This is a genomic window from Streptomyces sp. NPDC006463 (assembly GCF_042870715.1).
In the GTDB taxonomy this organism is placed as follows: domain Bacteria; phylum Actinomycetota; class Actinomycetes; order Streptomycetales; family Streptomycetaceae; genus Streptomyces.
This window is the reverse complement of sequence record NZ_JBIAHP010000001.1, coordinates 620690-642603: the sequence shown is the minus strand read 5'-3', so window position 1 is coordinate 642603 and position 21914 is coordinate 620690. Positions and strand designations below refer to the sequence as shown.

At 74.5% G+C, this 21914-nt stretch carries 21 protein-coding genes; 18 read left to right on the top strand and 3 right to left on the bottom strand.

Features of this window, described 5'->3' with window-relative positions:
• The first annotated feature begins 45 nt into the window (after positions 1-45).
• The 5 genes from ACFYOB_RS03115 to ACFYOB_RS03095 all read left to right on the top strand — a co-directional run bounded on the left by ACFYOB_RS03115 (position 46) and on the right by ACFYOB_RS03095 (position 5864).
• Complete coding sequence (locus tag ACFYOB_RS03115) at positions 46-1191, top strand: gala protein (RefSeq protein ID WP_388553651.1); 1146 nt, start codon at positions 46-48, stop codon at positions 1189-1191.
• On the top strand, positions 1188-2849 hold the full coding sequence (locus ACFYOB_RS03110) for an ankyrin repeat domain-containing protein (protein WP_388553648.1): 1662 nt from the start codon (positions 1188-1190) through the stop codon (positions 2847-2849). Before ACFYOB_RS03115 ends, ACFYOB_RS03110 begins: the two co-directional genes overlap by 4 nt.
• Positions 2846-4042: an AAA family ATPase gene (locus tag ACFYOB_RS03105; protein WP_388553645.1), complete on the top strand. Its 1197-nt coding sequence runs from the start codon at positions 2846-2848 to the stop codon at positions 4040-4042. Before ACFYOB_RS03110 ends, ACFYOB_RS03105 begins: the two co-directional genes overlap by 4 nt.
• Positions 4043-4058: 16 nt before the next feature.
• Entirely contained in the window at positions 4059-5234 is a 1176-nt protein-coding gene (locus tag ACFYOB_RS03100; RefSeq protein ID WP_388553643.1) for a VWA-like domain-containing protein, read from the top strand.
• Positions 5235-5330: 96 nt separating this feature from the next.
• On the top strand, positions 5331-5864 hold the full coding sequence (locus ACFYOB_RS03095) for a TerD family protein (protein ID WP_388553640.1): 534 nt from the start codon (positions 5331-5333) through the stop codon (positions 5862-5864).
• Between the two features lie 169 nt (positions 5865-6033).
• Here ACFYOB_RS03095 and ACFYOB_RS03090 read toward each other — a convergent pair whose 3' ends face one another.
• Entirely contained in the window at positions 6034-6642 is a 609-nt protein-coding gene (locus tag ACFYOB_RS03090) for a TetR/AcrR family transcriptional regulator (protein ID WP_388553637.1), read from the bottom strand.
• Between the two features lie 169 nt (positions 6643-6811).
• Here ACFYOB_RS03090 and ACFYOB_RS03085 point away from each other — a divergent pair, with 169 nt between their 5' ends.
• The 10 genes from ACFYOB_RS03085 to ACFYOB_RS03040 all read left to right on the top strand — a co-directional run bounded on the left by ACFYOB_RS03085 (position 6812) and on the right by ACFYOB_RS03040 (position 16151).
• A complete protein-coding gene (locus tag ACFYOB_RS03085; protein ID WP_388553635.1) occupies positions 6812-7693 on the top strand; it encodes a phosphatase PAP2 family protein in 882 nt (293 codons plus the stop codon).
• Positions 7690-8601, top strand: coding sequence for a hypothetical protein (locus ACFYOB_RS03080; protein ID WP_388553632.1), 912 nt, complete (start codon positions 7690-7692; stop codon positions 8599-8601). Before ACFYOB_RS03085 ends, ACFYOB_RS03080 begins: the two co-directional genes overlap by 4 nt.
• An 80-nt stretch (positions 8602-8681) precedes the next feature.
• Positions 8682-8948, top strand: coding sequence for a GlsB/YeaQ/YmgE family stress response membrane protein (locus ACFYOB_RS03075; protein WP_388554038.1), 267 nt, complete (start codon positions 8682-8684; stop codon positions 8946-8948).
• Between the two features lie 83 nt (positions 8949-9031).
• Positions 9032-9511: a ribonuclease E activity regulator RraA gene (gene rraA / locus ACFYOB_RS03070; protein ID WP_388553629.1), complete on the top strand. Its 480-nt coding sequence runs from the start codon at positions 9032-9034 to the stop codon at positions 9509-9511.
• A gap of 73 nt (positions 9512-9584) precedes the next feature.
• Positions 9585-11309: a peptide-N4-asparagine amidase gene (locus ACFYOB_RS03065; protein ID WP_388553626.1), complete on the top strand. Its 1725-nt coding sequence runs from the start codon at positions 9585-9587 to the stop codon at positions 11307-11309.
• A 45-nt stretch (positions 11310-11354) separates the two neighbouring features.
• Positions 11355-12995 (top strand): serine/threonine-protein kinase, encoded by a 1641-nt coding sequence (locus tag ACFYOB_RS03060; RefSeq protein ID WP_388553623.1) that lies wholly within the window; start codon positions 11355-11357, stop codon positions 12993-12995.
• A gap of 72 nt (positions 12996-13067) precedes the next feature.
• Entirely contained in the window at positions 13068-14018 is a 951-nt protein-coding gene (locus ACFYOB_RS03055; protein ID WP_388553620.1) for a squalene/phytoene synthase family protein, read from the top strand.
• An 82-nt stretch (positions 14019-14100) separates the two neighbouring features.
• Entirely contained in the window at positions 14101-14247 is a 147-nt protein-coding gene (locus ACFYOB_RS03050; protein ID WP_388553617.1) for a hypothetical protein, read from the top strand.
• A gap of 21 nt (positions 14248-14268) precedes the next feature.
• Positions 14269-15549 carry a sensor histidine kinase gene (locus ACFYOB_RS03045; protein WP_388553615.1) on the top strand — a complete coding sequence of 427 codons (1281 nt, stop codon included), beginning with the start codon at positions 14269-14271 and terminating at the stop codon, positions 15547-15549.
• Positions 15546-16151, top strand: a complete 606-nt coding sequence (locus ACFYOB_RS03040; protein WP_388553612.1) for a response regulator — start codon at positions 15546-15548, stop codon at positions 16149-16151. The genes ACFYOB_RS03045 and ACFYOB_RS03040 overlap by 4 nt, the downstream gene beginning before the upstream one ends.
• Positions 16152-16190: 39 nt before the next feature.
• Here ACFYOB_RS03040 and ACFYOB_RS03035 read toward each other — a convergent pair whose 3' ends face one another.
• On the bottom strand, positions 16191-16865 hold the full coding sequence (locus tag ACFYOB_RS03035; protein ID WP_388553609.1) for a transglycosylase SLT domain-containing protein: 675 nt from the start codon (positions 16863-16865) through the stop codon (positions 16191-16193).
• Between the two features lie 413 nt (positions 16866-17278).
• Positions 17279-18184, bottom strand: a complete 906-nt coding sequence (locus ACFYOB_RS03030) for a dihydrodipicolinate synthase family protein (RefSeq protein ID WP_388554036.1) — start codon at positions 18182-18184, stop codon at positions 17279-17281.
• A 143-nt stretch (positions 18185-18327) separates the two neighbouring features.
• Here ACFYOB_RS03030 and ACFYOB_RS03025 point away from each other — a divergent pair, with 143 nt between their 5' ends.
• The 3 genes from ACFYOB_RS03025 to ACFYOB_RS03015 all read left to right on the top strand — a co-directional run bounded on the left by ACFYOB_RS03025 (position 18328) and on the right by ACFYOB_RS03015 (position 21898).
• Complete coding sequence (locus ACFYOB_RS03025; RefSeq protein ID WP_388553606.1) at positions 18328-19287, top strand: LysR family transcriptional regulator; 960 nt, start codon at positions 18328-18330, stop codon at positions 19285-19287.
• Positions 19288-19385: 98 nt separating this feature from the next.
• A complete protein-coding gene (locus ACFYOB_RS03020; protein WP_388553603.1) occupies positions 19386-20474 on the top strand; it encodes an S-(hydroxymethyl)mycothiol dehydrogenase in 1089 nt (362 codons plus the stop codon).
• A 119-nt stretch (positions 20475-20593) separates the two neighbouring features.
• Positions 20594-21898, top strand: a complete 1305-nt coding sequence (locus ACFYOB_RS03015; protein ID WP_388554033.1) for an alpha/beta fold hydrolase — start codon at positions 20594-20596, stop codon at positions 21896-21898.
• Positions 21899-21914 lie beyond the last annotated feature (16 nt).

The window sequence follows — 21914 nt, the reverse complement described above, 5'->3', positions numbered from 1 at the left end:
TCGTGATGGACGCCGGGCACCGGCGAAGGAACCGGTGGAGTGGTGATGACACAGCCGACACCCGTACGGTGCCCCGCGATCGAGCACCCGGACATGCCGCCGGCCGACCCCGCGGGCCTCGGCCCGCTGCTCGCCCGGCTCGCGGCGGACCACCCGGTCGAGGCCGACGAGGCCTTCCCGCTCGGCACCCTGCGCACCGACGGCCGCGTCGACCTCTGCAAGCAGGGGCTCGGCCCGGGCGGCGCGGCCCGGCTGCTGCCCGCGGCGGCCGCCTCCGCACACGCCACCCACCTGCTCCTCGGCACCAACGCCATCGGCGACGAGGGCGCTCGCGCCCTGGCGGAGAGCCTGGCGGTCGGAGCCGACGGGCACGGGCTGCGCACCCTCTACCTCGGCTGCAACCGGATCGGCCCCGACGGGGCCCTGGCCCTTGCCGGAGCCCTCGCCGACGACACCACCGTCCGAGCCCTCTGGCTCAAGCGGAACCCGCTCTTCGAGGACGGCGCCCGCACGCTCGCCGCCCTGCTGCGCCGCAACACCGCCCTGCGCACCCTCGACCTGGTCAACACCGGGATCGGCGCGGACGGCGTACGCCTCCTGCTCGACGCCCTGCTGGAGCGCGAGCAGCCGCTGGAACGCCTCTTCCTCGGCGGCAACGGCCTCGGCGCCGACGCCGCGCCGCTGCTCGCCGCACTGATCCGGCAGGCCGGGGTGCGCGAGCTGTACGTACCGGCCAACCACCTCGGCGACGACGGCGCCGCCGTCCTGGCCGCCGCGGCCGCGTCCTCCTCCGGCCCGGTCCGACTCGGCCTCGGCGGCAACGGCATCGGCGCCGCCGGAGCGCGCGCCCTGGCCGCCGCCCTCGGCTCCGTCGAGGCCCTGGACCTCGGCCGGACGATGTCCGAGCGGAGCCTCGGTTCCACCGGCAACGATCCCGGCGACGAAGGGGCGTACGCCCTGGCCGCCGCGCTCCCCGGCAGCCCGCTGCGCCGCCTGGAGCTCCGCCACACCGGCCTCACCGGGCGCGGTGCGAAGAGCCTGCTCGCGGCGGTGCCCGCCGACAGCCCGCTGGAGTACGTCGGCCTGGGCCCCGGCCTGCCCCGCCGGGTCAAGCGCTCCTTCGCCGAACGGCTCCGCCCGGCCCGGGCCGCCCATCCGGACCTGCGCGCCATTGGCAGCGTGTACCGGTGAGCCCGTACGCCGAACTGCCCGGCGGCTTCCTGCCCGAGGACGGCCCGGCCTGGCAGCGGATCCGCCGGTACGCCGTACCCGGCTGGATGATCGAGCAGGCCACCGCGCACCGCCTGGCCGGGGACTGGCGGGCGGCCTGCGCCGCCGCCGCCGTCGACATCGACTTCGACCTGCCGGAGGTCGCGGCCCGCTACGGCGCCTCCGTCGCCGAGGCCGTCGAGGACGACCTCCGCCACCTCGCCCCGGACCTGCTGCGCTGGCACCTGCCCCGGGTCCTGGGCGGCCGCACCACCATCGGCACCGACCTGCGGATCCTGCTCGCCTCGTACGGCGGGGCCGACGGGCCGACCCTGTCGGTCACCACGCCCCTGATGACCGAGGGCTCGCAGCGGCTGCGCCTGCACTGCGCGCCGGTCGCCCTGGTGAAGTGGAACCGCTACACGGGGCGCGGCTTCGTACCGGAGGACTGGACGGCGGTCCGGCCGTTCTGGGACGCCCGGTGCGTGTCCGAGCTGGGCGCGCGCTTCGGCGACCCGGAGGGCCGCGCCGAGCGGATCGCCCTGCTGCGTGCTCAGGGGGACATCGCCGCGGCGTACGAGGCCGCGGGCATCGCATGCGACCTGACCGTGCCCGCCCCGCAGCCGTACCAGCGTCCGGTGGACCCCAAGGCCCTCTTCGAGCGGATCCCGGTCGACCCCACCCGGCTCGTGGCGGAGGTGGGGCTGCTCGTGGCCGCCGGCGCGGGTGAGCACTACCGGATCGCGGCCGACTGGCGCACCTTCCTCCTCCTGGAACCCGACGGCCCCGACCGGCTCCGGGCCCGGTTCATCGAGCGGGAAGAGGCACTCACCGTGCCGCAGCTGCCGCGGTACGCCTGGCAACGGCTGCCCGACCTCGAACTGGTGCGCACCGGCCGGATCACCCCGCGCGAGCTGCACCCGCTCGTCGCCGCCTCCCTGTTCCCCGGTGCCGGACCGGCCGTGGGTCCGCCCGGCCCCGCCGAGGCGGGGCCCGCCCGGGTGCGCTGCCACGGTGAATGGCACGAGGTGCGCTCGCGAGGCGGCGCGCTCGACGTGCCGCACACCCCCGAAGAGCAGCAACGGGAGCGCGCCATGCGGGCGTTCGGCGGCGCGGTCTCCGGCTGCTTCGCCGTACAGCAGACCTGGACCACGGGCGAGGGCCGGCTGCCGCGCGCCCTGCGGAGCCAGCAGCGGGAGCTGTTCCTGCGCGCCCAGCACGGGGACACCCCGGGTGTGGTGGCGCTGCTGGACGCGGGCGTGGACCCGCGGATCCGGGAGGCCCGCAGCCGTGGCCTGCTGCACGAACTCCACCTGCTCGACCACGAGGTGCTGCTGCCCCGGCTGCTCGCGGCCGGCCTCGACCTGGAGGCGCGGGACAAGCACGAGCGCACTCCGCTGCTGTCGGCGGTGCACTGGGGCGGCTCGCCGGACCTGGTCAGGGCCCTGCTGGCGGCCGGTGCCAGGATCGACGTCATCGACGAGATGGAACTGTCGCTGTCCCAGGAGATCCGCCGCTACAAGCGCACCGACCTCACCTTTCTGCGGGAACGCGTCGACGAGGAGTTCCCCGGCATCGGCGCCGACTGGTTCGACGAGCACATGGAATACCGCGAGGAAGACGAGGACGACGACGCATGAGTGCCCAGCCGCAGCCCTCCCGGGCACTGGCCGCCGCCGACGCCCTGGGCGAGCGGCTGAGCGCCACCCGCAGCGAACCCGCCACCGACCCCCAACTGGAGGCACTGGCCCTGGCGGTGACGGCCAATCAGCCAGTGCTCCTGTGGGGTGAGCCGGGCATCGGCAAGTCCGCCGGCATGCGGCAGCTCGCCACCGCGCTCGGGGTGGAGCTGGAGACCGTCATCGCCAGCGTCCACGAGCCCTCCGACTTCTCGGGGCTGCCCATCGTCGGCGACGACCCCGCCACCACCGGCGTCCCGATGGCCCCGCCGGACTGGGCGGTACGCCTCGCACGCACCGGCCACGGACTGCTGTTCTTCGACGAGTTGTCCTCCGCCCCGCCCGCGGTGCAGGCGGCCCTGCTGCGCGTGGTCCTGGAGCGCCGGGTCGGCAGCCTCGAACTCCCCCCGGCGGTACGGATCGTCGCCGCGGCCAATCCCCCCGCCAGCGCGGCCGACGGCTGGCACCTCAGCCCCCCGCTGGCCAACCGCTTCGTCCACCTCGACTGGACGCACAATCCGCGCACCGTGGCCCGCGGGATGGCCGGCACCTGGCCCGAGGTGGCGATCCCGGCCGTCGACCCCGCGAAGGCCTCCGGCTCGGCCGCCCGCGCCCGCGGTGCGGTCTCCGGCTTCCTCACCGCCCGGCCGGGCCTGGTCCACCACATGCCAGCCGAGGCCGCGTCCCGCGGCCGCGGCTGGCCCTCCCCGCGTACCTGGGAGATGGCCCTGCGGCTGCTGGCCACCGGGTACGCGGCCTCGACGGGCCGGGAGGCACTGGCCGCCGCGCTGACCGGAGCCGTAGGGGAAGCCGCCGGGATCGAACTGCTCTCGTACCTCGAAAACCTCGACCTGCCCGACCCGGACCGGGTGCTCGCCGACCCGGACGCCTTCGCCCTGCCCGAGCGCGGCGACCGGCAGCTGGCCTTCCTCATCGCCGTGGTCGCGGCCGTGCAGAGCGAGCTCACCCGCCCCCGCTGGGAGGCGGGCTGGACGGTGCTGGCCAAGGCCGTGGACGCGGGCGTGCCCGACGTCGCCGCCCGCGCCGCCGCCGACCTGGCCGCGATGCGCGACCTCGACTGGCCGGTGCCCGCCGGCATCGACGCCTTCGTGGAACTGCTCCAGCTGTCCGGCTCCCTGCCGGGCGGCCGCTGAGCCCGGGGGCCCGGCCGTGCGCCTGGACCGCGCGAAGCTCCTGGCGGCCCGCTACAAGGCCGCCGAGGGCCGCCCGTACCTCGCCTCCGCCCTGTACGCCCTGACGGTCGTCCCCTCGGACGGCATCCGCACCATGGGCGTCGACCGGCACTGGCGCTGCTACGTCTCGCCCGCCTTCGTCGAGGCGACCCCGGTCGCCGAATTGGCCGGAGTGTGGATCCACGAGGTGGCGCACCTGCTGCGCGACCACCACGGCCGGGCCGAGCGCCTGCCCGCCGCCGACCAGCGCGATCCGGTCCGCGTCAACATCGCCCAGGACTGCGAGATCAACGACGACCTGCTCGCCGACGGGCTGCTGCTGCCCGAGGGCCGGATGGAGCCCAGGCTCTTCGGCCTGGCCACGGGCGGGCTCTTCGAGGCCTACCTGCCGGCGATCCCCGCCACGTCGCACGGGGTGGACTGCGGATCCGGCGCGCACGGCACCCCCATGCCCTGGGAGCTGGGCGAGGGCGGCCCCGCCCGGGTCGGTCCGGTGGAGGCGGAAGCGCTGCGCCGCCAGACCGCCCAGGCCGTACGGGCCCACCAGCGCACCCGGGGCCGGATCCCCGAGGGCTGGGCCCGGTGGGCCGAGGAACTGCTGGAGCCTTCCGTCGACTGGCGCCAGGCCCTGTCCGGAGCGGTCCGGGAGGCCGCCGCCTGGGCGGCCGGCGCGGTGGACTACACCTACCGCCGCCCTTCGCGCCGCACTCCCGCGCTGGGCGGCCGGGTGGTGCTGCCCAGCCTGCGCCGGCCGCTGCCGCGGGTCGCGATCGTCATCGACACCTCGGGGTCGATGGGCCTGGAGGACCTGGCCGCGGCGCTCGCCGAAGTCACCGGCGTGCTGCGGGAGGTGGGGATCGGCGGCAACCGGGTCGCCGTCCTCGCCTGTGACGCCGACGTACACGCCGTGACCCGGGTGACCAGCGCCGACCAGGTGGCCCTGGCCGGCGGCGGAGGCACGGACATGCGCGTCGGCATCAACGCCGCGCTGGCCATGCCCGACCGGCCGAACGTCGTGGTCGTGCTGACCGACGGGTACACGCCGTGGCCGGACGAGACCCCCTCGTGCCGGCTGATCGCCGCGCTGGTCGGGGAGAACGCGCCCGCGCCGCCGGGATGGGTGGAGACCGTACGGGTGGACCTCGGAGCCTGAGCGGAACTGGCCGGGAACGTACGGTCGTTCGGACTCCGCGGGGGGACACGTGGGACCATGGGCGGGCAATACCCGTGAGTGCGGAGGGGGAGTTCGGTGACTGGTGTACGCAAGGGCCTGGCCAAGGTGGAGATCGCGCTGCGATGGGACCCCAGCCCCGCCGGCACACCCGCGCACGACCTCGACATCGTGGCCGCGGTCTACGGATCCGCGGACCTGCACGGGGTGCCCGTCCAGCTCGTCCACTTCGGCAGTCGCTCGCCCGATGGCACCATCTCCCTGAACCGGGACAGCAAGACGGGCCAGGGCTTCGGCTTCGACGAGGTGATGACCCTCGAACTCGACCGGATGGCACCGGAGTTGCGCCGGGTGGTGGTCGGTGTCCTGATCCAGGACACCGGTGCGGACCGCCCCACGACGTTCGAAGACATCGCGGGGACCGGTGTCCGGATCCGCGAGGGCCACATCGATCTCGCCCAGGGCGACTTCGCGGCCGTCCCGTCCGCCACCGCGGCCACGGTCGCCGAGTTCACCCGGGACGACTCGGGTGCCTGGTCGCTCGACGCGCGGCTGCACGGCTTCGACACCGACCCGGAGGAGTTCACGCGGACCATGGGCGCAGTGCGCTGACGGCGGCCGCCGTCCGGCTCGAAGAACGGTCTTGACCGCCGCACAGATCGGGCGGCGGTCACTCCTCGAGTGAGCGACCGCCGCCCGGTCCGGGTGGCGCGCTGCCGCCGTCCCCACGAGGCAGCGCGGGCAGGTCGCCGTCCGGTCATCGGGACGGCGGCCCGCCGGTTCAGGGGCCCTGGGGCGGTGTCAGACCCAGGGAGGGAAGCATGACCGCGTCGACGAACCGGACCAGGTAGTCGGCGTCGGCGTACCGGCCTTCGAGCACCGGCCGGATGCGGAGCACACCCATCAGCTGCGCCGGCAGGAACTCCACGGCCGGGTGGTCCGCGGCGATCTCGCCGCGCGCCACCGCCCGCTCCACCATCGCGTCGAAGGCGGCCAGCTCCGGCTCGACCAGTGCCTCGCGCAGGGCTGCCTGCAGTTCCTCGTCGCTGAGCACGGCGAGCCCGAGGGCCTGCGTCAGCCGGGTGTCACGGCCCGAGGTGCCGGCCGCTATCCGGGCCGCCTCGCGCAGGTCGCCCGCCAGGGACCCGGTGTCCACCGCGACGAGGGTGCCCTGCCGATTGGCCCGCAGGGCTGCGGCGACGAGCTGGGGCTTGGTCTTCCACTGCCGGTAGAGCGTGGACTTGCCGCAGCTCGCCCGGGCGGCGATGCCCTCCATGGTCAGGGCCTCGTAGCCGTGCTCGCGCAGCTGCTCCAGGACGGCCTCGTAGAACTCCTGCTCCCGCTCCGGGGTGATCTTGGAGCGGCGCGCGGTGGTCGGCGTCGACGTCATGGGGGTGCGGCTCTCCTCGGGGGCGCCTCGGCGGCGTGTTCCAGTACGAGCAGTGTACGGGAACGCAAGCGTATCGGTACACCTGCGTATCGATACGCGAATGTATCGATACACTGGCGTGTCGATCTGTGCGAGCAGGAAGCGAGACCGGGGGATGACCAACCGGGGGATGACCTCCCACACCACACCCGCCGGGGCGGCGGCCGCGCGGCGAGCCGCGCGCCGCCGCCTCATACGCGAGCTGCTGCTCGTCGCGGGACTGTTCACCGTCTACAAGGCGGGCCGGACGCTCTCGACCGGACGCACCGAAGAGGCCTTCCGCAACGCCGGGCGGATCTGGGACGCCGAGCGCGCGCTGCACTTGCCCGGCGAGGGCGCGGTGCAGCGGCTGCTGCTGCACGGGGACGCCCTCGTGCACACCGCCAACACGTACTACGCGGCCGTGCACTTCCCGGCGACCGCGCTCTTCCTGGTCTGGCTCTACCTGCGCCGCCCCGCCCACTACCTGTGGGCGCGCCGCGTACTCACCGTGCTCACCGCAGCCGCCCTCGCGCTGCACCTCGGCTTCCCGCTCGCGCCACCGCGGATGCTGGGCGCCGCGGACCTCGTCGACACCGGACAGGCCTACGGCCCCACCGTCTACGGGGCCGAGCCGGCCACCGACACCATGGCCAACCAGTTCGCGGCGATGCCCTCCCTGCACTTCGGGTGGGCGTTGATGCTCGCGCTCGGCATGATCGCCGCGACTCGCCCCGCCAGGTGGCGCGCGCTGTGGCTGCTGCACCCCCTGCTGACCCTGCTGGTGGTCGTCGGCACGGCCAACCACTACTGGCTCGACGCGATCGTCGCGGCCCTCCTGCTCGGGGCCGCCCTGCTGCTGATCCCGCGGCCTAAGGCCGCCGGTGACGGAACCGGTGACGGAGCCGGTGACCGAGCCGGTGACCGTGCGGGCGGGGATCCGGACGCGGGCGCCGTACGCGGGCTGCCCGGTCCCCGGACCGCCGCCGGTCCGGCCGCCCCCGCCCCCGCCTCCGCAGGAGCCGAGCGGTGAACGCCACCGCTCTCGCCGTCGTCCTCTGCCTCGCCTCGGCCGTGACCTACGCGGCCGCCGCCGTCGCCCAGGAGCGGCTCGCCCGCGCCGCCGTCGCGCGCAGCGCCAGGGCCCTGCTCGGCTCGGGCGCCTGGTGGTGGTCGGCCGGGCTGAACGCCGGCGCCGCGCTGCTGCACGCGGCGGCCCTGCGCTACGGACCGCTCACGCTGGTGCAGCCGCTCGGCGCACTAACCCTCGTGGCCGCCGTCCCGCTGGGGGCGCGCGGAGCCGGCCGCCGGGTGGTGGCCAGTGAATGGCGGGGCACCCTGGCCACCGTCGCGGGGCTGGGCCTGCTGCTGCTCCCGGCGTCAGGGCCCGCCCCCGACGACACGCTCAGCCTGGCCGAGGCGCTCGCCGTCTCCGGGGCCACGGCCGCCGTGATCCTGCTGCTGACCGCCGTCAAGGACCCGCGCTCGGGGCTTCGTCACGCCACGGCATCCGGACTGGCGTCCGCGGTCGCCTCGGCCCTGACCCAGACCGTGGCCGTGGCGGGCGGACGAGGCGGATCCCTGCTCAGCGTCCGGGTCGTCGCCGTGGCCCTGCTCGTCGTGGTGTTCGCGGTCGGCGGGATGCTCCTGTCGCAGCGGGCCTACCGGGGCGGGCTCGGTGCCCCGCTCGCCGTGGTGAACCTGGCCAACCCGCTGGCCGCCGCGGCGATCGGCATGGTCCTGCTCGGCGAACGCCTCCAGGGCGGGGCGCTGGGGGTGCTGCTCGCGGTGGCGGGAGCGTTCGCCGCGGCGCGCGGCGTGCTCCTGCTGACCCGTACGCCCTCGGCGCCCGCCGCCCGGACGGCGGCCGCCGACCCCGACCTGCCCGCCGCGCCGACCCCGACCACGCCGACCACGCCGGTCAGCCGCGTGGCGGCGTGAGCCGACAGCCGGAGAACCGTTTCGGCCCCGGCCGCGTCCTCCCTGGTGAACAGCGGAACACCGAAACGGAGTGAATGGACATGGGGATCGTCGGCTGGATCATCCTGGGACTGCTGGCCGGAGGCATCGCCAAGGTCCTGCTGCCCGGCCGGGACCCCGGCGGCCTGATCGGCACCACCCTCATAGGCGTCGCCGGCGCCTTCATCGGCGGCTGGCTCTCGGCGAAGTTCCTGGACCGGCCGATCCAGACCCAGTTCTTCGACCCCGCCACCTGGGGCTCCGCCATCGCCGGCTCGCTGGTCCTGCTGATCGGCTACCGTCTCCTCTTCGGCAACTCGCGCGACTGAGATCACCGCACAGCTCAAGCGGTACCGTGCCTGAAACGACAGGCACTGCGCACCGGATCGAGCAGCGAGGAAGTCCCAGCGACATGAGCGTCACCCCCGTTCCCACGGCGGACATGTACGACGAGCACGGCGAGGACCTCGGCATCTGCGCCACGCAGTTCCGCCTTCTGGGCGGCCGCCGGCTGTTCGCCGGCCCGGTGCGGACCCTCTCCTGCCACGAGGACAACGCACTGCTGCGCGAGCTCGTGAACGCCCCGGGCGACGGTGCCGTCCTCGTCGTGGACGGCGGCGGCTCGCTGCGCACCGCCCTCGTCGGCGACCTCATCGCCGGCGCCGCCGAGCGCAACGGCTGGGCCGGCCTGATCATCAACGGCGCGGTCCGCGACAGCGTGGCCCTCGGCGGACTCGACCTCGGGGTCATGGCGCTGGGCACCGTGCCCCGCAAGAGCGGCAAGACCGGCGCGGGCACGGTGGACGAGCCCGTCACGATCGGCGGGACCACCTTCCGCCCGGGGGACACGGTCCACGCGGACGCCGACGGCATCGTCGTCCTTCCGGCCTGACCGGCGATTTCACGCCAGGGGCGGCGCACCGCCCCTGGCGCCGTCCGGGCGGGCCGGGTTTCACTGCGGGCCCATGAGACGACACAGGATCACGGGCGTGCTCGGCGCGATCGCGCTGGCCGCGGCCACCCTCGCCACCGCGGGACCCGCGCACGGCGCGACCACGGCGGCCACCGCGGAGGCGGCCACGCCGGCACCCGCGACCGGAGGCGAGACGCCGCCCGCCGAGTTCGGCACCGACTGGCACGACCCCCTCACCCCCGCCCCGCCCGTCGCCCGGCCCGGGACCCGCTCCTGCGAGGTGACCCTCGCCGAGGCGCAGTTCCGCGACTTCACCCCGTACCGCGGCAGCTACACCCCGCCCCGGGGCTGCGGCTCCGACCACTGGGCCAAGGTGGTCCTGCGACTCGACGGCAAGGTCAAGGGCCGCCAGTACGACCGCCTCGGCCACCTCTCCCTCGGCGGCGTCGAGATCCTGCGCACCTCCACGCCCCAGCCCTCGCCCGAAGGCATCACCTGGTCCGTCGAGAAGGACGTCACCCGCTACCGCGACACCCTCGCCCGCCCGCAGCCCGTCGAGATGCTCATCGGCAACGTCGTCAACGACACCTACACCGGCGTCATCGACGTCAAGGTCACCCTCACCTTCTACGCCGCCGAAGGCCGCCCCGGCTCCACAGATGCCACGGATTCGACAGATTCCGCCGATGCCGGCGGCTCCGGCGACCCCGCCGGGACCCCCGACCGCGTGCTGCCCCTCACCACCCCGGAGGTCACCACCCCGCGCAACACGGAGCGCCTCCTCGCCGAGGTGTACGCCACCGGCTCGGGCGGCGGCTGCGAGGAGTACTGGTACATGACCACCCCGGACGCGGCCCCGTACTCCTGCAAGGCGGCCGACGGCCCCTACCGCGAGGTCCGCGTCTCCCTGGACGGGCAGCTCGCCGGCATCGCCGCTCCCTTCCCCACCGTCTGGACCGGCGGCTGGTCCAACCCCTTCCTCTGGTACGTCACCCCGGGCCCCCGCGCCTTCGACGTCCAGCCGGTCGTATACGACCTGACACCCTTCGCCGCGCTCCTCAACGACGGCCGCCCGCACCGGATCGAGGTGTCCGTGGCCGGGGTGCCGGCCGGACAGAGCGGCTGGAGCACCCCGGCCAACCTGCTGCTGTGGCAGGACGAGGCCCGGGAGGTCGTCACCGGCGCCCTGACCCGGCACGAGCAGAGCGATCCGGCCAACTCCTCCCGCTGGACCCCCGCAGCTCCCACACCCGGCGCCGAGCACCGCCTCGACACCGAGGGCGGCCACCGGCTGACCGTCGCCGGGCACCTGGACACCTCCCACGGGAGGGTCACCACCACCGTCACCCGCGCCGTGAGCAACACGTCCGTCCACCGCTGGACCGACGGCGAGAACCGCGACGCCCTCACCGCCACCTGGACCGACGAGGAGACCGTGACCCGAGGAGCCACCACCACCCGCACCGCGCGCACGTACACGATGGACGGCGAGACCACCCTCGGCGCCGGCGACCGGCTGCGCACCGTCCTCTCGCTCGGCGACCGTGCCGACACCGTCATCCTGCGCGGCGGGCGGAAGGCCGACGTCTCCAGGATGGACAACCAGTACACGGGCGACGCCACTTACACCGCGAACGTCCCGCGCGACCAGCGGCACGCCGTCGCCACCACCACCGCCCGCTACCGGCTCCACGGTTCCCCGGCGTCCGGCGGCTGCTACGACCGTACGGTGACCACCGCGCAAGGCACGATCACCGCGGACCGCCGGCGCTGCTGACACCGCCGACACCGCTGTCGCACGGGACGCCTACGATGACGGCCCATGGACACGAGTGAGGCCGGCAGACAACTGATCGACGGCCGTTTTGAGCTGGTCGCGCCGCTGGGCAGCGGCGGCATGGGCACCGTCTGGCGCGCCCGCGACATCGCCCTGCACCGCGAGGTCGCACTCAAGGAGGTGCGGCCGCCGGACCCGGCGACCGCCGCCGCCCAGCCCGGTCTCGCCGACCAGCTGCGCGCACGGGCCGTCCGCGAGGCCCGGGCCCTGGCCCGGCTCGCCCACCCCCATGTGGTGACGATCCACCACATCGTGGAGCCTGCGGACGGCTCGGACGGGCACCCGTGGATCGTGATGGAGCTGGTCCGGGGCGGCTCGCTGCACGACCGGCTGGCCGGGGGCCCGCTGCCGCAGACCGAGGTGGTCCGGCTCGGACTCGACGTCCTGTCCGCGCTGCGCGCCGCTCACGCCGAGGGAGTCCTCCACCGCGATGTGAAACCCGCCAACGTACTGCTGCGCCCGGACGGGTCCGCGGTGCTCACCGACTTCGGCATCGCGGCCCTGCACGGGTCCACCGCGCTCACCTCGACCGGTGTGCTGATCGGCTCGCCGGAGTACATCGCGCCCGAGCGCGTCCGCGGCGAGGAGGGACTGGCCGCCTCCGACCTGTGGTCACTGGGCATGCTGCTGTACGTGGCCGCGGAAGGCGTCCATCCGCTGCGCCGCGCCACCAGCCTGGCCACGGTGGTCGCCGTGCTCGACGAGCCGATCCCGGCGCCCGTACGCTCCGGCCCGCTGGCGCCCGTACTGGAACGGCTCCTCGTACGCGACCCGGCAGCGCGGCCCGACGCGGCGCAGCTGGAACGGCTGCTCCGGGACGCGAGCACCGCTCTCGCCGCCGCCGGGGGCGGCGCGGTCCTGGGGCAGTACGGGCCGCCCACGCCACCGCCGTTCGGCCCGGTCCCCACCCCGTACGCGGCCACCGCGCCGCTGCCCGCGGCGTCCGCACCACGGCGCCGCCCCGTCCTGCTCGCCGCCGCCCTCGCGGCCGTACTGGCGGCCGGAGCCGTCGGGGTCGTCAAGTGGCTGCCGGACGGCGCCCAGACCGGCCCGGACGCGAAGGGCCGCCAGTCCGCCTCGGACCCGGCGGCCTCGGCCCCCGCCTCTGCGGCCCCGGCCTCCGCGACCCCCGCCGCCGCGACTCCGGGACCGAAGGCGAGTGCGCCCAAGGCGACGGCGCCGCAAGGCAGCCTGCTCACCCCCGACAACGTCCGGACCGCCCTGGCGGCCCTGAAGCAGCAGACGGGCACCACCACCTTCGTGGACATGCGGGTCTACGACGAGTACGTCATCGCCTCCGTCCCCACGGCCAGCGGAGCCAGGACCGTCGATTCCTGGCAGTACCGCGACGGCGGGGTCACCCGCACCGGCCCGGCCGGCACCGTCAAGGACCGCGCCCCGCTCATCGACATGGCCAAGGTCGAATGGGACACCCTGCCCGCCCTCCTCGAACAGGCCAAGCAGGACCTGGGCGTGGCGAACCCGACCTCCCGCTACGTGATCGTCGATCCCTGGATGATGGACCAGAGCCCGTCCATACGGACCTACCTCAGCGACGACTACGGCCAGGGCGGCTACGTCCTGGCCGGCACCGACGGCAAGGTCAGGAAGGTCTACCGCACGTAGGCCGTGACCGCGGGCCTGCGATCATGATCCCCGTACACACAGGGAGAAACGTTCCGAGGGGGCACGACCACCATGCCGAGCTGGCGCACCACACTCACGGCCGCCGGGATATCCGGCACCCGGCTGCGGGACGACTACACCCACGCCGCCCGCCGGGTGCTCCGCCGCGAACCCGCCCCGTACCTCGTGCTGCGCCTGCTCGCCGCGCCGCCCCTGGTGCCCTGGCTCGCCGCCGGCCTCGCCTTCATGAACATGGTCGACGACGTGGCAGAGACCGGCACCCCGTCTGAACGGGCCGCCAACCTGGCCGCGTTGACCGGGCGGGTCGAGTCGGCCCTCACGTCCGGGGACAGCCCCGACCCCCTGCTGCGCGCCTACGCCCACGCCGTGGACGCGCGCGCCCTGCCCGCGCACTGGGTCTCCCGGTTCCTCGAAGGCGCCGCCACCGCCGAGGCGGGCTTCGACGGCTTCGCCGCCGAGGAGGACTTCCAGGCCTACCTCGACGCCTACGCCTGGCCGGGGGTGCTGGTCTTCACCGGCCTCCAGTACCAGGGCGGACCCGACCCCGAACAGGCCGCGGGCTGGCGGCGGTTCGTCGACGCCGCCCAGCGGGTCGACTTCCTCGCGGACCTCGCCGGGGACCTCGCGGACGGCCGCCTGTGCATCCCGCGCGCCCGCCTCGACGAGCACTCCGTGACCCGCGCCGACCTCGAACAGGCCCGCGACACTCCCGCCGTACGCGCGCTCCTCGCCGCCGAGACCCGGCGCGCCCGGGCCGCCCTCGACGCCACCGACGGCATCCTCGAACTCGCCGAACCCGGGCTGCGACCCGTGACCGCGACGATGACGGAGCTGATGGCGCACCAGCTAACGGCCGTGGAACGGGCGGGCGTCGACGCCCTGCGCCGGGACATCGGCTACGGCGTGGCGGCCCCCCTGCGCACCCTCGCCCGAGCCCGCCGCGCGGCACGCGGCCGAACCCGCGCCGGCAGCCAGGCGCCGGCCGGTTCGCCCCGGCAGTGACGTGTGGCAGTGACATTTGTACTGCCGAGCCGCGTACATGCGGATCTGCCCGTGGCGCGCGCCCTTTCGTAGCGTGGTGGTCATGACGCAGACCCCGTATCCACCGCCCGCCGTCCGGTTCCGGCGCACCTTCAAGTCCTTCGGCCCCGTCCCCGCCGAGGCCGCCTTCGCCCTGATACCCGGCGGGTGCACGGTGCTCTCGTACCGTCGGTCCGCGAGGACGGTGTAGGCCGTGGGACGGGGAGTGCGCATGCGAGGCGACTGGACCGTCTACCGGGCGTGGAAGGCCGCACGGCCGGCCCGGGTGGAGCAGTGGCGCGAGAGCGAGGCCGCTCGCGGTGGTCATGGCAGCGGCGGGGACCGCGGTCCGCTGGGCCCGCCCAACGGATTCACCCTGCTGCCCTGGCTGCTGATGGGCATGGGGGCCATCTCGAACCTCATCAAGGGTGACACCCCCAACCCGCTGGTCGGCGGGCTCGGCCTGCTGGTCTTCAACTCCCTCTACATCAGCGTGGTGTTCCGCGCGTTCGATCCGCGCAAGCGCGAGGCCCTGAGCACCCGTTGGAGCCTGGCCGCGATGGGGGCGGTCACCGGCGCCCTCGCCGTCGCCTACGGAGGCAGCTGGCTGCTGTTCTTCCCCCTGCTCGGCCTCGCCACCGGAACCGTGGTCCGGGGCCGCCGGCTCGGCCCGGTGATGTTCGGGCTCAGTACCGTCGCCGGTGCGATCGCCGTATACCGGGACGGGTGGGGCGCACTGGGGATCTTCTACGGGACCTTGCTGTCCGGCATGGTCACCGCGGCCATCCTGGCCCTGTCCGAGACGGTGCGGGAGTTGCGCGAGACCCGGCAGGAGCTGGCGCGGGCGGCCGTGGAGCAGGAGCGGCTGCGCTTCTCCCGCGACCTGCACGACCTGCTCGGCCACACCCTCTCGGTGATCGTCGTGAAGTCGGAGGCGGCGCGCCGCATAGCGCCCCGGGACATGGACGCGGCCCTCGCCCAGGTCGCGGACATCGAATCGGTCGGCCGCCAGGCGCTCACCGAGATCCGCGAGGCCGTCACCGGCTACCGGGAGGCGAGCCTGGCAGGAGAACTGGACCGGGCCCGCGGCATCCTCACCGCCGCCGGGATCGAGCCCGTGGTCCGGCAGTCCGGGCCCCCGCTGCCCCCGCAGACGGCGGCCCTGCTGGGCTGGGTGGTCCGCGAGTCCGTCACCAACGTCATCCGGCACAGCGCCGCCGCGACCTGCGAGATCGAGGTACGCGGCGCCGCCGGGCGGGCCCGCCTGGTGATCACGGACGACGGCGACGGCGTAGGCTCGACGACGCCGGGCAGCGGCCTGACCGGCCTGACCGAACGCCTCGCCGCGGCGGGCGGCACGCTGCGCAGCGGCCCGGCTCCCGGCGGCGGATTCCGGGTGACCGCCGAACTCCCGGTGGAGGAAACGACGCAGGAGACGGCGCGGGAGACAGTGGACGACACCGGGGCCGAGTCCGGCGTGGCCGTGGGAACCCGGAGCGAGGACAGTCGATGATCAGGGTCCTGCTGGCCGAGGACCAGGGCATGATGCGGGGCGCCCTGGCCCTGCTGCTCGGGCTGGAGGAGGACATCGAGGTGGTGGCACAGGTCGCCGCCGGGGACGAGATCGTGCCCGCAGCCCTCGAAGCGCGGCCCGACGTGGCCCTCCTCGACATCGAACTCCCGGGCCGCAGCGGGCTCGACGCCGCCGCTGATCTGCGCACGCGGTGCCCCGGCTGCCGGGTGCTGATCCTGACCACCTTCGGCCGGCCCGGCTATCTGCGGCGGGCGATGGAGGCCGGGGCCGCCGGATTCCTCGTGAAGGACGGGCCGGTGGAGGAACTGGCCGCGGCCGTCCGCCGGGTGCTCGCCGGGGAGACGGTGATCGACCCCGCGCTCGCGGCCGCAGCACTGAGCGCGGGACCCAGCCCGCTGACGGCGCGGGAGGTCGACGTCCTGGGTGCGGCGGTGGACGGGGCGACCGTGGCCGACATCGCGGCGAGGGTGCACCTGTCCGAATCGACCGTACGGAACTACCTGTCCTCGGCAATCGGCAAGACCGGCACCCGCAACCGCATGGAGGCCGTCCGCGCCGCCCGCCGCCAGGGCTGGCTCTGAGCCCCGCTCCGCAGCGGGGCCCGTCTGCCGGTACCCGTTCTAGTAGGCCCCGTTGACGTTGTCGATCGAGCCGTAGCGGGCGGCCGCGTAGTTGCAGGCTGCCGTGATGTTGGCGACCGGGTCGTAGGAGTCCATCGAGGTGCCGGGCACGTGGTAGGCACGGAACGTCGGGTCGATGACCTGGAGCAGGCCCTTGGACGGGATCCCGTTCTGGGCGTTGATGTCCCAGTTGTTGATGGCGAGGGGATTGCCCGAGGACTCGCGCATCACATTGCGGTGAATTCCGTTGTAGCTGCCGGGAATGCCGTGCTTGGCCATCACGTCCAGCGACTCGCGGATCCAGCCGTCGAGATTGTTCGGGTAGGCGGTGGCGGGCTTGGCGGTCGCGGCGGGCTTGGCGGCCGCGCTCTTCGCCTGGGCGGCGAGGGTCAGCTTGAGGCCCGGCCGAATGATCGACGGGTCGGTGCCGACGGCGCCCTTGTTCGCCAGGTACAGCTGCTCCCAGCCACCGCTCAGGGAATGCTCCGCCGCGATCTTGGAAAGGGTGTCGCCCGCGACCACGGAATAGGTCATCGGGGCGGCCGCCTCCGCCGCCCCGGCGGTGGTCGTGCTGATCAGGGGGAGGGCGAGGGCCGCGCCACCCGTGCCGGCGATGGCCAGCCTGCGGGTGATCGGGTTGTTCTTCGGCCGGCGGTGCTTTCCCTTTGCGGGCATGGCGCATTTCCTCACGTGGGGGGACGGAGAGGCCCCGGGGGTGGCCGGATTAGGCAGCTGACCACCGGGAATGAGGGTGACCGTAGGCGAGCCCGCCGGGCCGGAACAAGGCCCGAATTCGCCCGGTAGATCGACTTCCTGCTTTCCGCCCCGAAAATGACCTTGGCGCCCCCTTCGTGCTCAAGACAACTTTCTTGCCGGGAAAAGGGAATCAGCCCCCTGGTGGAAATGATGTTGGCGGTTTCCGAGTGACTCACATCACGGGCCGCGGGCCCGGTCGGGGCGGGGTGTCGAACGGGGGCAAGTCCACCCCCGATAGGTCGGATTCGGGCGACACGCCTGTAGGTAGTGAATCGCCCATAGTGGATGCTTTCCGGCGTGTTTCCCCGCGTGGCGGCGCCCGCCCCCGGCCGTCAGAGCTCCGCCAGCCGCTCCAGGGTCGCCGCCACCGCCCCCTCCGAGGCCGGCAGCAGGGGGAGCCTTACGCCGGGCGCGGGGATCCGTCCCTGGGCGTGCAGCACGCCCTTGACGACCGCCGGATTGGGCTCGGCGAAGGCCGCCGCCGACATCCGGGCCAGGGCGTGCCCCAGGGGCCGTGCCCGCGCCACGTCGCCCGCCCGCCAGGCCGCGGCGAGCTCCGCGAACCGGGCCGTCGCCAAGTGCGCCGAGGCCAGGATCCCGCCCGCCGCGCCCAGTGCCAGCAGTGGCGAGAGGTACGCGTCGTCGCCGGCCAGCACCTCGAACCCGGCCGGCCGGTCGCCGAGGAGCGCCACCGTGTCCTGCCCGATGCCGCCGCCCGCGTACTTCACGCCCGCGACCCCCGCGAGCGAGCCGAGCGCCCGCAGTGCGGTGGCGTCCAGCGGCTGCCCCGTCCGGTACGGGATGTGATAGACGATCAGCGGTACGGGGCTCACCTCGGCCAGCCGCGCGAAATGCGCCAACACGCCCGCCGCCGAGGGCCGTACGAACGAGGGGACGGTCACCAGCGCCGCCCGCGCCTGCGGCCACCGCGCCAGCCGGGCCAGCGAAGCCTCCGCGGCCCGGGTCCCGCTCGCCCCGGCGCCCACGGTCAGCGGCGCGCCCCGCTCCGCGCAGACCCGGGCGCAGACGTCGGTGACGAGATCGCGCTCCGCCTCGTCGAGCGTGGCCGCCTCGGCGGTGGTGCCGAGGGCGACGATCCCGGTGGCGCCCGCGTCGAGCACCTCGTGGGCGAGCGCCTCCAGCGCCTCGGCGGCGACCTCCCCGGTGTGGGTGAACGGGGTGACGAGGGGTACGTGGATGCCGTGCAGGGAGAGGTCTTCGGTGATGCCGAGCGCCATGTTCCCCGCCCCGTCCCGTGTCCCGTCCTGTGCTGTGTCCTGCGCTGTGTGCCGTGCCTTGTCCTGTGCCATGCCGTCGAGCCTGGCCCGCCCCGAGCCTCGAATCCAGTTCGCGTTTCTTACGCGACCCGTAAGCTGAACCGATGCTCGACGTACGACGCCTGCGCCTGCTGCGCGAACTGGCCCGCCGCGGGACCATCGCCGCCGTCGCCGAGGCCCTCTCCTTCAGCCCTTCGGCGGTATCCCAGCAACTCGGCGTCCTCGAACGCGAAGCCGGGCTGCCCCTGCTGGAGCGGACCGGCCGCCGGGTCCGCCTCACCCCGGCCGGGCAGAACCTGGTGCACCACGCCGAAGCCGTACTCGAACGGCTGGAACAGGCCGAGGCCGATCTCGCCGAGGCGCGCAGCGGCCTCGCCGGGGTCCTGCGCATCGGGGCCTTCCCCACCGCCACCCGGGCCATCGTCCCGGCCGCCCTGACCGCCCTGGCCCGGCGCCACCCGGGGCTGGAGCCGATGGTCTGCGAGACGGACCCGGCGGCGGTCGCCCACGCCCTGCGGGCGGGGGACCTGGACGTGGCCCTGGTCCACGCCTACGACTTCGTGCCCCCCGCCGAGGAGCCCGGGCTGGCCACCGAGCCGCTGTACGGGGAGGCGATGTACCTGGCCGCACCGGTCGGGGAGACATCCGGACCGCCGCCCGGCACCGGCCAGGACGCCGCCTTGCGCACGTACGCGGACGCCCCCTGGATCACCGCCACCTCCGGCACCCTGTGCCACGCCATGACCGTACGGGCCTGCCAGGCGGCCGGGTTCACCCCGCGGGTCCGCCACCAGGTCGACGAGTTCGCCACCGTGCTCGCCCTGGTCGCGGCGGGCCAGGGCGTGGCCGTCGTACCGCAGCTCGGGGTCGCCGGCCCGGCCGGACCGGGCGTGCGCCTCACCCGCCTGGTGATGCAGCGCCGTACGAACCTCGCCTTCCGCAGCGGAGCCGGCGCCCACCCGGCCGTGGCCGCCTTCGGCGCGGCCCTGAGGGCGTCCGTACCGCCGGAACTGGCTGGGGGCGCCTCCCCGGAGGTTCCCCAGGACGGAGTCCGGGGGAGGTAGCCGCGGGAGATCCCACGCCGCGGAGTGGGGCAACTCCCGTACGGCGCGGAGCCCGTGTACGTTCTGACGGGAGCCAACGAGAGCAGAGCGGGGTAGACGTGACGCATCGCGTACGAGGGGTCATTGCCCGGAGCAAGGGCGCACCGGTGGAGACGACGACGATCCTCGTGCCCGACCCGGGACCGGGCGAGGCGCTCGTCCGGGTCCAGGCCTGCGGGGTCTGCCACACCGACCTGCACTACCGGGAGGGTGGCATCAACGACGAGTTCCCGTTCCTGCTCGGCCACGAGGCCGCCGGGATCGTGGAATCGGTCGGTCCGGACGTCACCTCCGTGGCCCCCGGCGACTTCGTCGTCCTCAACTGGCGTGCGGTGTGCGGGACCTGCCGGGCCTGTCGGCGCGGACGCCCCTGGTACTGCTTCGCCACGCACAACGCCACCCAGCCCATGACGCTGGAGGACGGCACCCCGCTCTCCCCGGCGCTGGGCATCGGCGCCTTCGCCGAGAAGACCCTGGTCGCCGCGGGCCAGTGCACCAAGGTGGACCCGGCCGCGGCGCCGGCGGCCGCCGGACTCCTCGGCTGCGGGGTGATGGCCGGCCTCGGCGCCGCCCTGAACACCGGCAACGTCGGGCGGGGCGACTCCGTCGCCGTCATCGGCTGCGGGGGAGTGGGCAACGCGGCCGTGGCCGGGGCCCGGCTGGCGGGTGCCTCCAGGATCATCGCGGTCGACCTCGACGACCGGAAGCTGGAATGGGCGCGCGGGCTGGGCGCCACGCACACCGTCAACGGCCGCACGGAGGACGTGGTCAAGGCCATCCAGGCCCTGACCGACGGGAACGGCGCCGACGTGGTGATCGAGGCGGTCGGCCGCCCCGAGACCTACCGGCAGGCCTTCTACGCCCGCGACCTGGCCGGGACCGTGGTCCTGGTCGGTGTGCCGACCCCGGAGATGAAGCTCGAACTCCCGCTGCTGGACGTCTTCGGCCGCGGCGGGGCGCTGAAGTCCTCCTGGTACGGGGACTGCCTGCCCGAGCGCGACTTCCCCATGCTCGTCGACCTCTACCTGCAGGGCCGGCTCGACCTGGACGCCTTCGTCTCCGAGACCATCCCCCTCGACGGGGTCGAAGACGCCTTCGCCCGGATGGAGCGTGGCGAGGTGCTCCGCTCGGTGGTCGAGTTCCCGTAAGCCCCGGGCCCGTGCTGGGCCCCGTACTAGAATCGGGCGGTACGCCACACCCCGCGCCCCCGCCGCACCCGGCCGGGGGCGCGGTCCCGCACCTCGTACCCCAGGGGCCGTCCGTGACGATCGAGCACAGCTACCGCCAGCCCGGAACGGTCCTCACCGACCACCGGTTCACCGTCCCCCTGGACCACGCGCGCCCGGACGGTGAGCAGATCGAGCTGTACGCCCGCGAGGTCGTCGCCACCGGCGAGGACCCGGCGGGCCTGCCGTGGCTGCTGTACCTGGAGGGCGGACCCGGCTTCGGGGCCCGGCGCTTCACCGGCCGGCAGGCATGGCTGGAGCGTGCCCTGGCCGACTACCGCGTACTCCTGCTCGACCAGCGCGGAACCGGACGCTCCACCCCGGTGAACCGGCAGACGCTGCCGCTGCGCGGCACCCCCGCGCAGCAGGCCGAGTACCTCGCCCACTTCCGCGCCGACTCCATCGTGCGCGACGCCGAGGCCATCCGCCCCGGGCTGACCGGCGGCGCGCCCTGGACCGTGCTCGGCCAGAGCTTCGGCGGATTCTGCACGACCCACTACCTCTCCACCGCCCCCGAGGGCCTCACCGCCGCCCTGATCACCGGCGGCCTCCCCTCCCTGACCGCCACCGCCGACCAGGTGTACGAGGCCGCGTACCCCCGCATCGAGCGCAAGAACCTGGCGCACTACGAGCGTTACCCGATGGATGTGGAGCGCGCCCGCCGCATCGCGGCCCACCTCGCGGAGCGCCCGGCCGAACTCCCCGGCGGCCACCGCCTCACCGTCGAGGCCTTCCAGTCCCTGGGCCTGATGCTCGGGTCCGGTGACGGCAGCCACCAGCTGCACTACCTCCTGGAGGACGCCTTCGTCCCGGCCGCCGCCGGACCGGCCCTGTCCGACGCCTTCCTGGAAGGCGCCCGGGCACACCTCTCCTTCGCCGGACACCCCCTCTACGCCCTGCTCCACGAGTCGATCTACGCCCAGGACCCGGCCGAGCCCACCGCCTGGGCCGCCGAACGGGTGCGCGCGGGCCACCCGCGATTCGACGCGGCCAAGACCCTCGCGGGCGACGAACCGCTCCTCTTCACCGGCGAGACCATCCACCCCTGGCACTTCACCGCAGACCCCTCGCTCGTCCCGCTGCGCGAGACCGCCGAACTGCTGGCCGCCCGTACCGGCTGGGGTCCCCTCTACGACCGGGCCCGGCTCGCCGCCAACGAGGTGCCGGTGGCCGCCGCCGTCTACCACGACGACATGTACGTCGACACCGCCCACTCCCTGGAGACCGGCCGTGCGATCAGGGGCCTGCGGACCTGGGTCACGGACGAGTTCGAGCACGACGGCGTCCGCGCGGGCGGCCCGCGCGTCCTGGACCGGCTGCTGGCCCTCGTGCATGGCGACGCCTGAGGAATCCGCGGACGGT

Excerpts from the sequence above, each read along its gene's own strand:
- ACFYOB_RS03025 (WP_388553606.1), top strand. The coding sequence starts at position 18,328 with ATGCTCGACGTACGACGCCTGCGCCTGCTGCGCGAACTGGCCCGCCGC.
- ACFYOB_RS03090 (WP_388553637.1), bottom strand. The coding sequence starts at position 6,642 with ATGACGTCGACGCCGACCACCGCGCGCCGCTCCAAGATCACCCCGGAG.
- ACFYOB_RS03050 (WP_388553617.1), top strand. The coding sequence starts at position 14,101 with ATGACGCAGACCCCGTATCCACCGCCCGCCGTCCGGTTCCGGCGCACC.
- ACFYOB_RS03055 (WP_388553620.1), top strand. The coding sequence starts at position 13,068 with ATGCCGAGCTGGCGCACCACACTCACGGCCGCCGGGATATCCGGCACC.
- ACFYOB_RS03105 (WP_388553645.1), top strand. The coding sequence starts at position 2,846 with ATGAGTGCCCAGCCGCAGCCCTCCCGGGCACTGGCCGCCGCCGACGCC.
- ACFYOB_RS03060 (WP_388553623.1), top strand. The coding sequence starts at position 11,355 with ATGGACACGAGTGAGGCCGGCAGACAACTGATCGACGGCCGTTTTGAG.
- ACFYOB_RS03035 (WP_388553609.1), bottom strand. The coding sequence starts at position 16,865 with ATGCCCGCAAAGGGAAAGCACCGCCGGCCGAAGAACAACCCGATCACC.
- ACFYOB_RS03030 (WP_388554036.1), bottom strand. The coding sequence starts at position 18,184 with ATGGCGCTCGGCATCACCGAAGACCTCTCCCTGCACGGCATCCACGTA.
- ACFYOB_RS03045 (WP_388553615.1), top strand. The coding sequence starts at position 14,269 with ATGCGAGGCGACTGGACCGTCTACCGGGCGTGGAAGGCCGCACGGCCG.
- ACFYOB_RS03115 (WP_388553651.1), top strand. The coding sequence starts at position 46 with ATGACACAGCCGACACCCGTACGGTGCCCCGCGATCGAGCACCCGGAC.
- ACFYOB_RS03065 (WP_388553626.1), top strand. The coding sequence starts at position 9,585 with ATGAGACGACACAGGATCACGGGCGTGCTCGGCGCGATCGCGCTGGCC.
- ACFYOB_RS03040 (WP_388553612.1), top strand. The coding sequence starts at position 15,546 with ATGATCAGGGTCCTGCTGGCCGAGGACCAGGGCATGATGCGGGGCGCC.
- ACFYOB_RS03075 (WP_388554038.1), top strand. The coding sequence starts at position 8,682 with ATGGGGATCGTCGGCTGGATCATCCTGGGACTGCTGGCCGGAGGCATC.
- rraA (WP_388553629.1), top strand. The coding sequence starts at position 9,032 with ATGAGCGTCACCCCCGTTCCCACGGCGGACATGTACGACGAGCACGGC.
- ACFYOB_RS03085 (WP_388553635.1), top strand. The coding sequence starts at position 6,812 with ATGACCTCCCACACCACACCCGCCGGGGCGGCGGCCGCGCGGCGAGCC.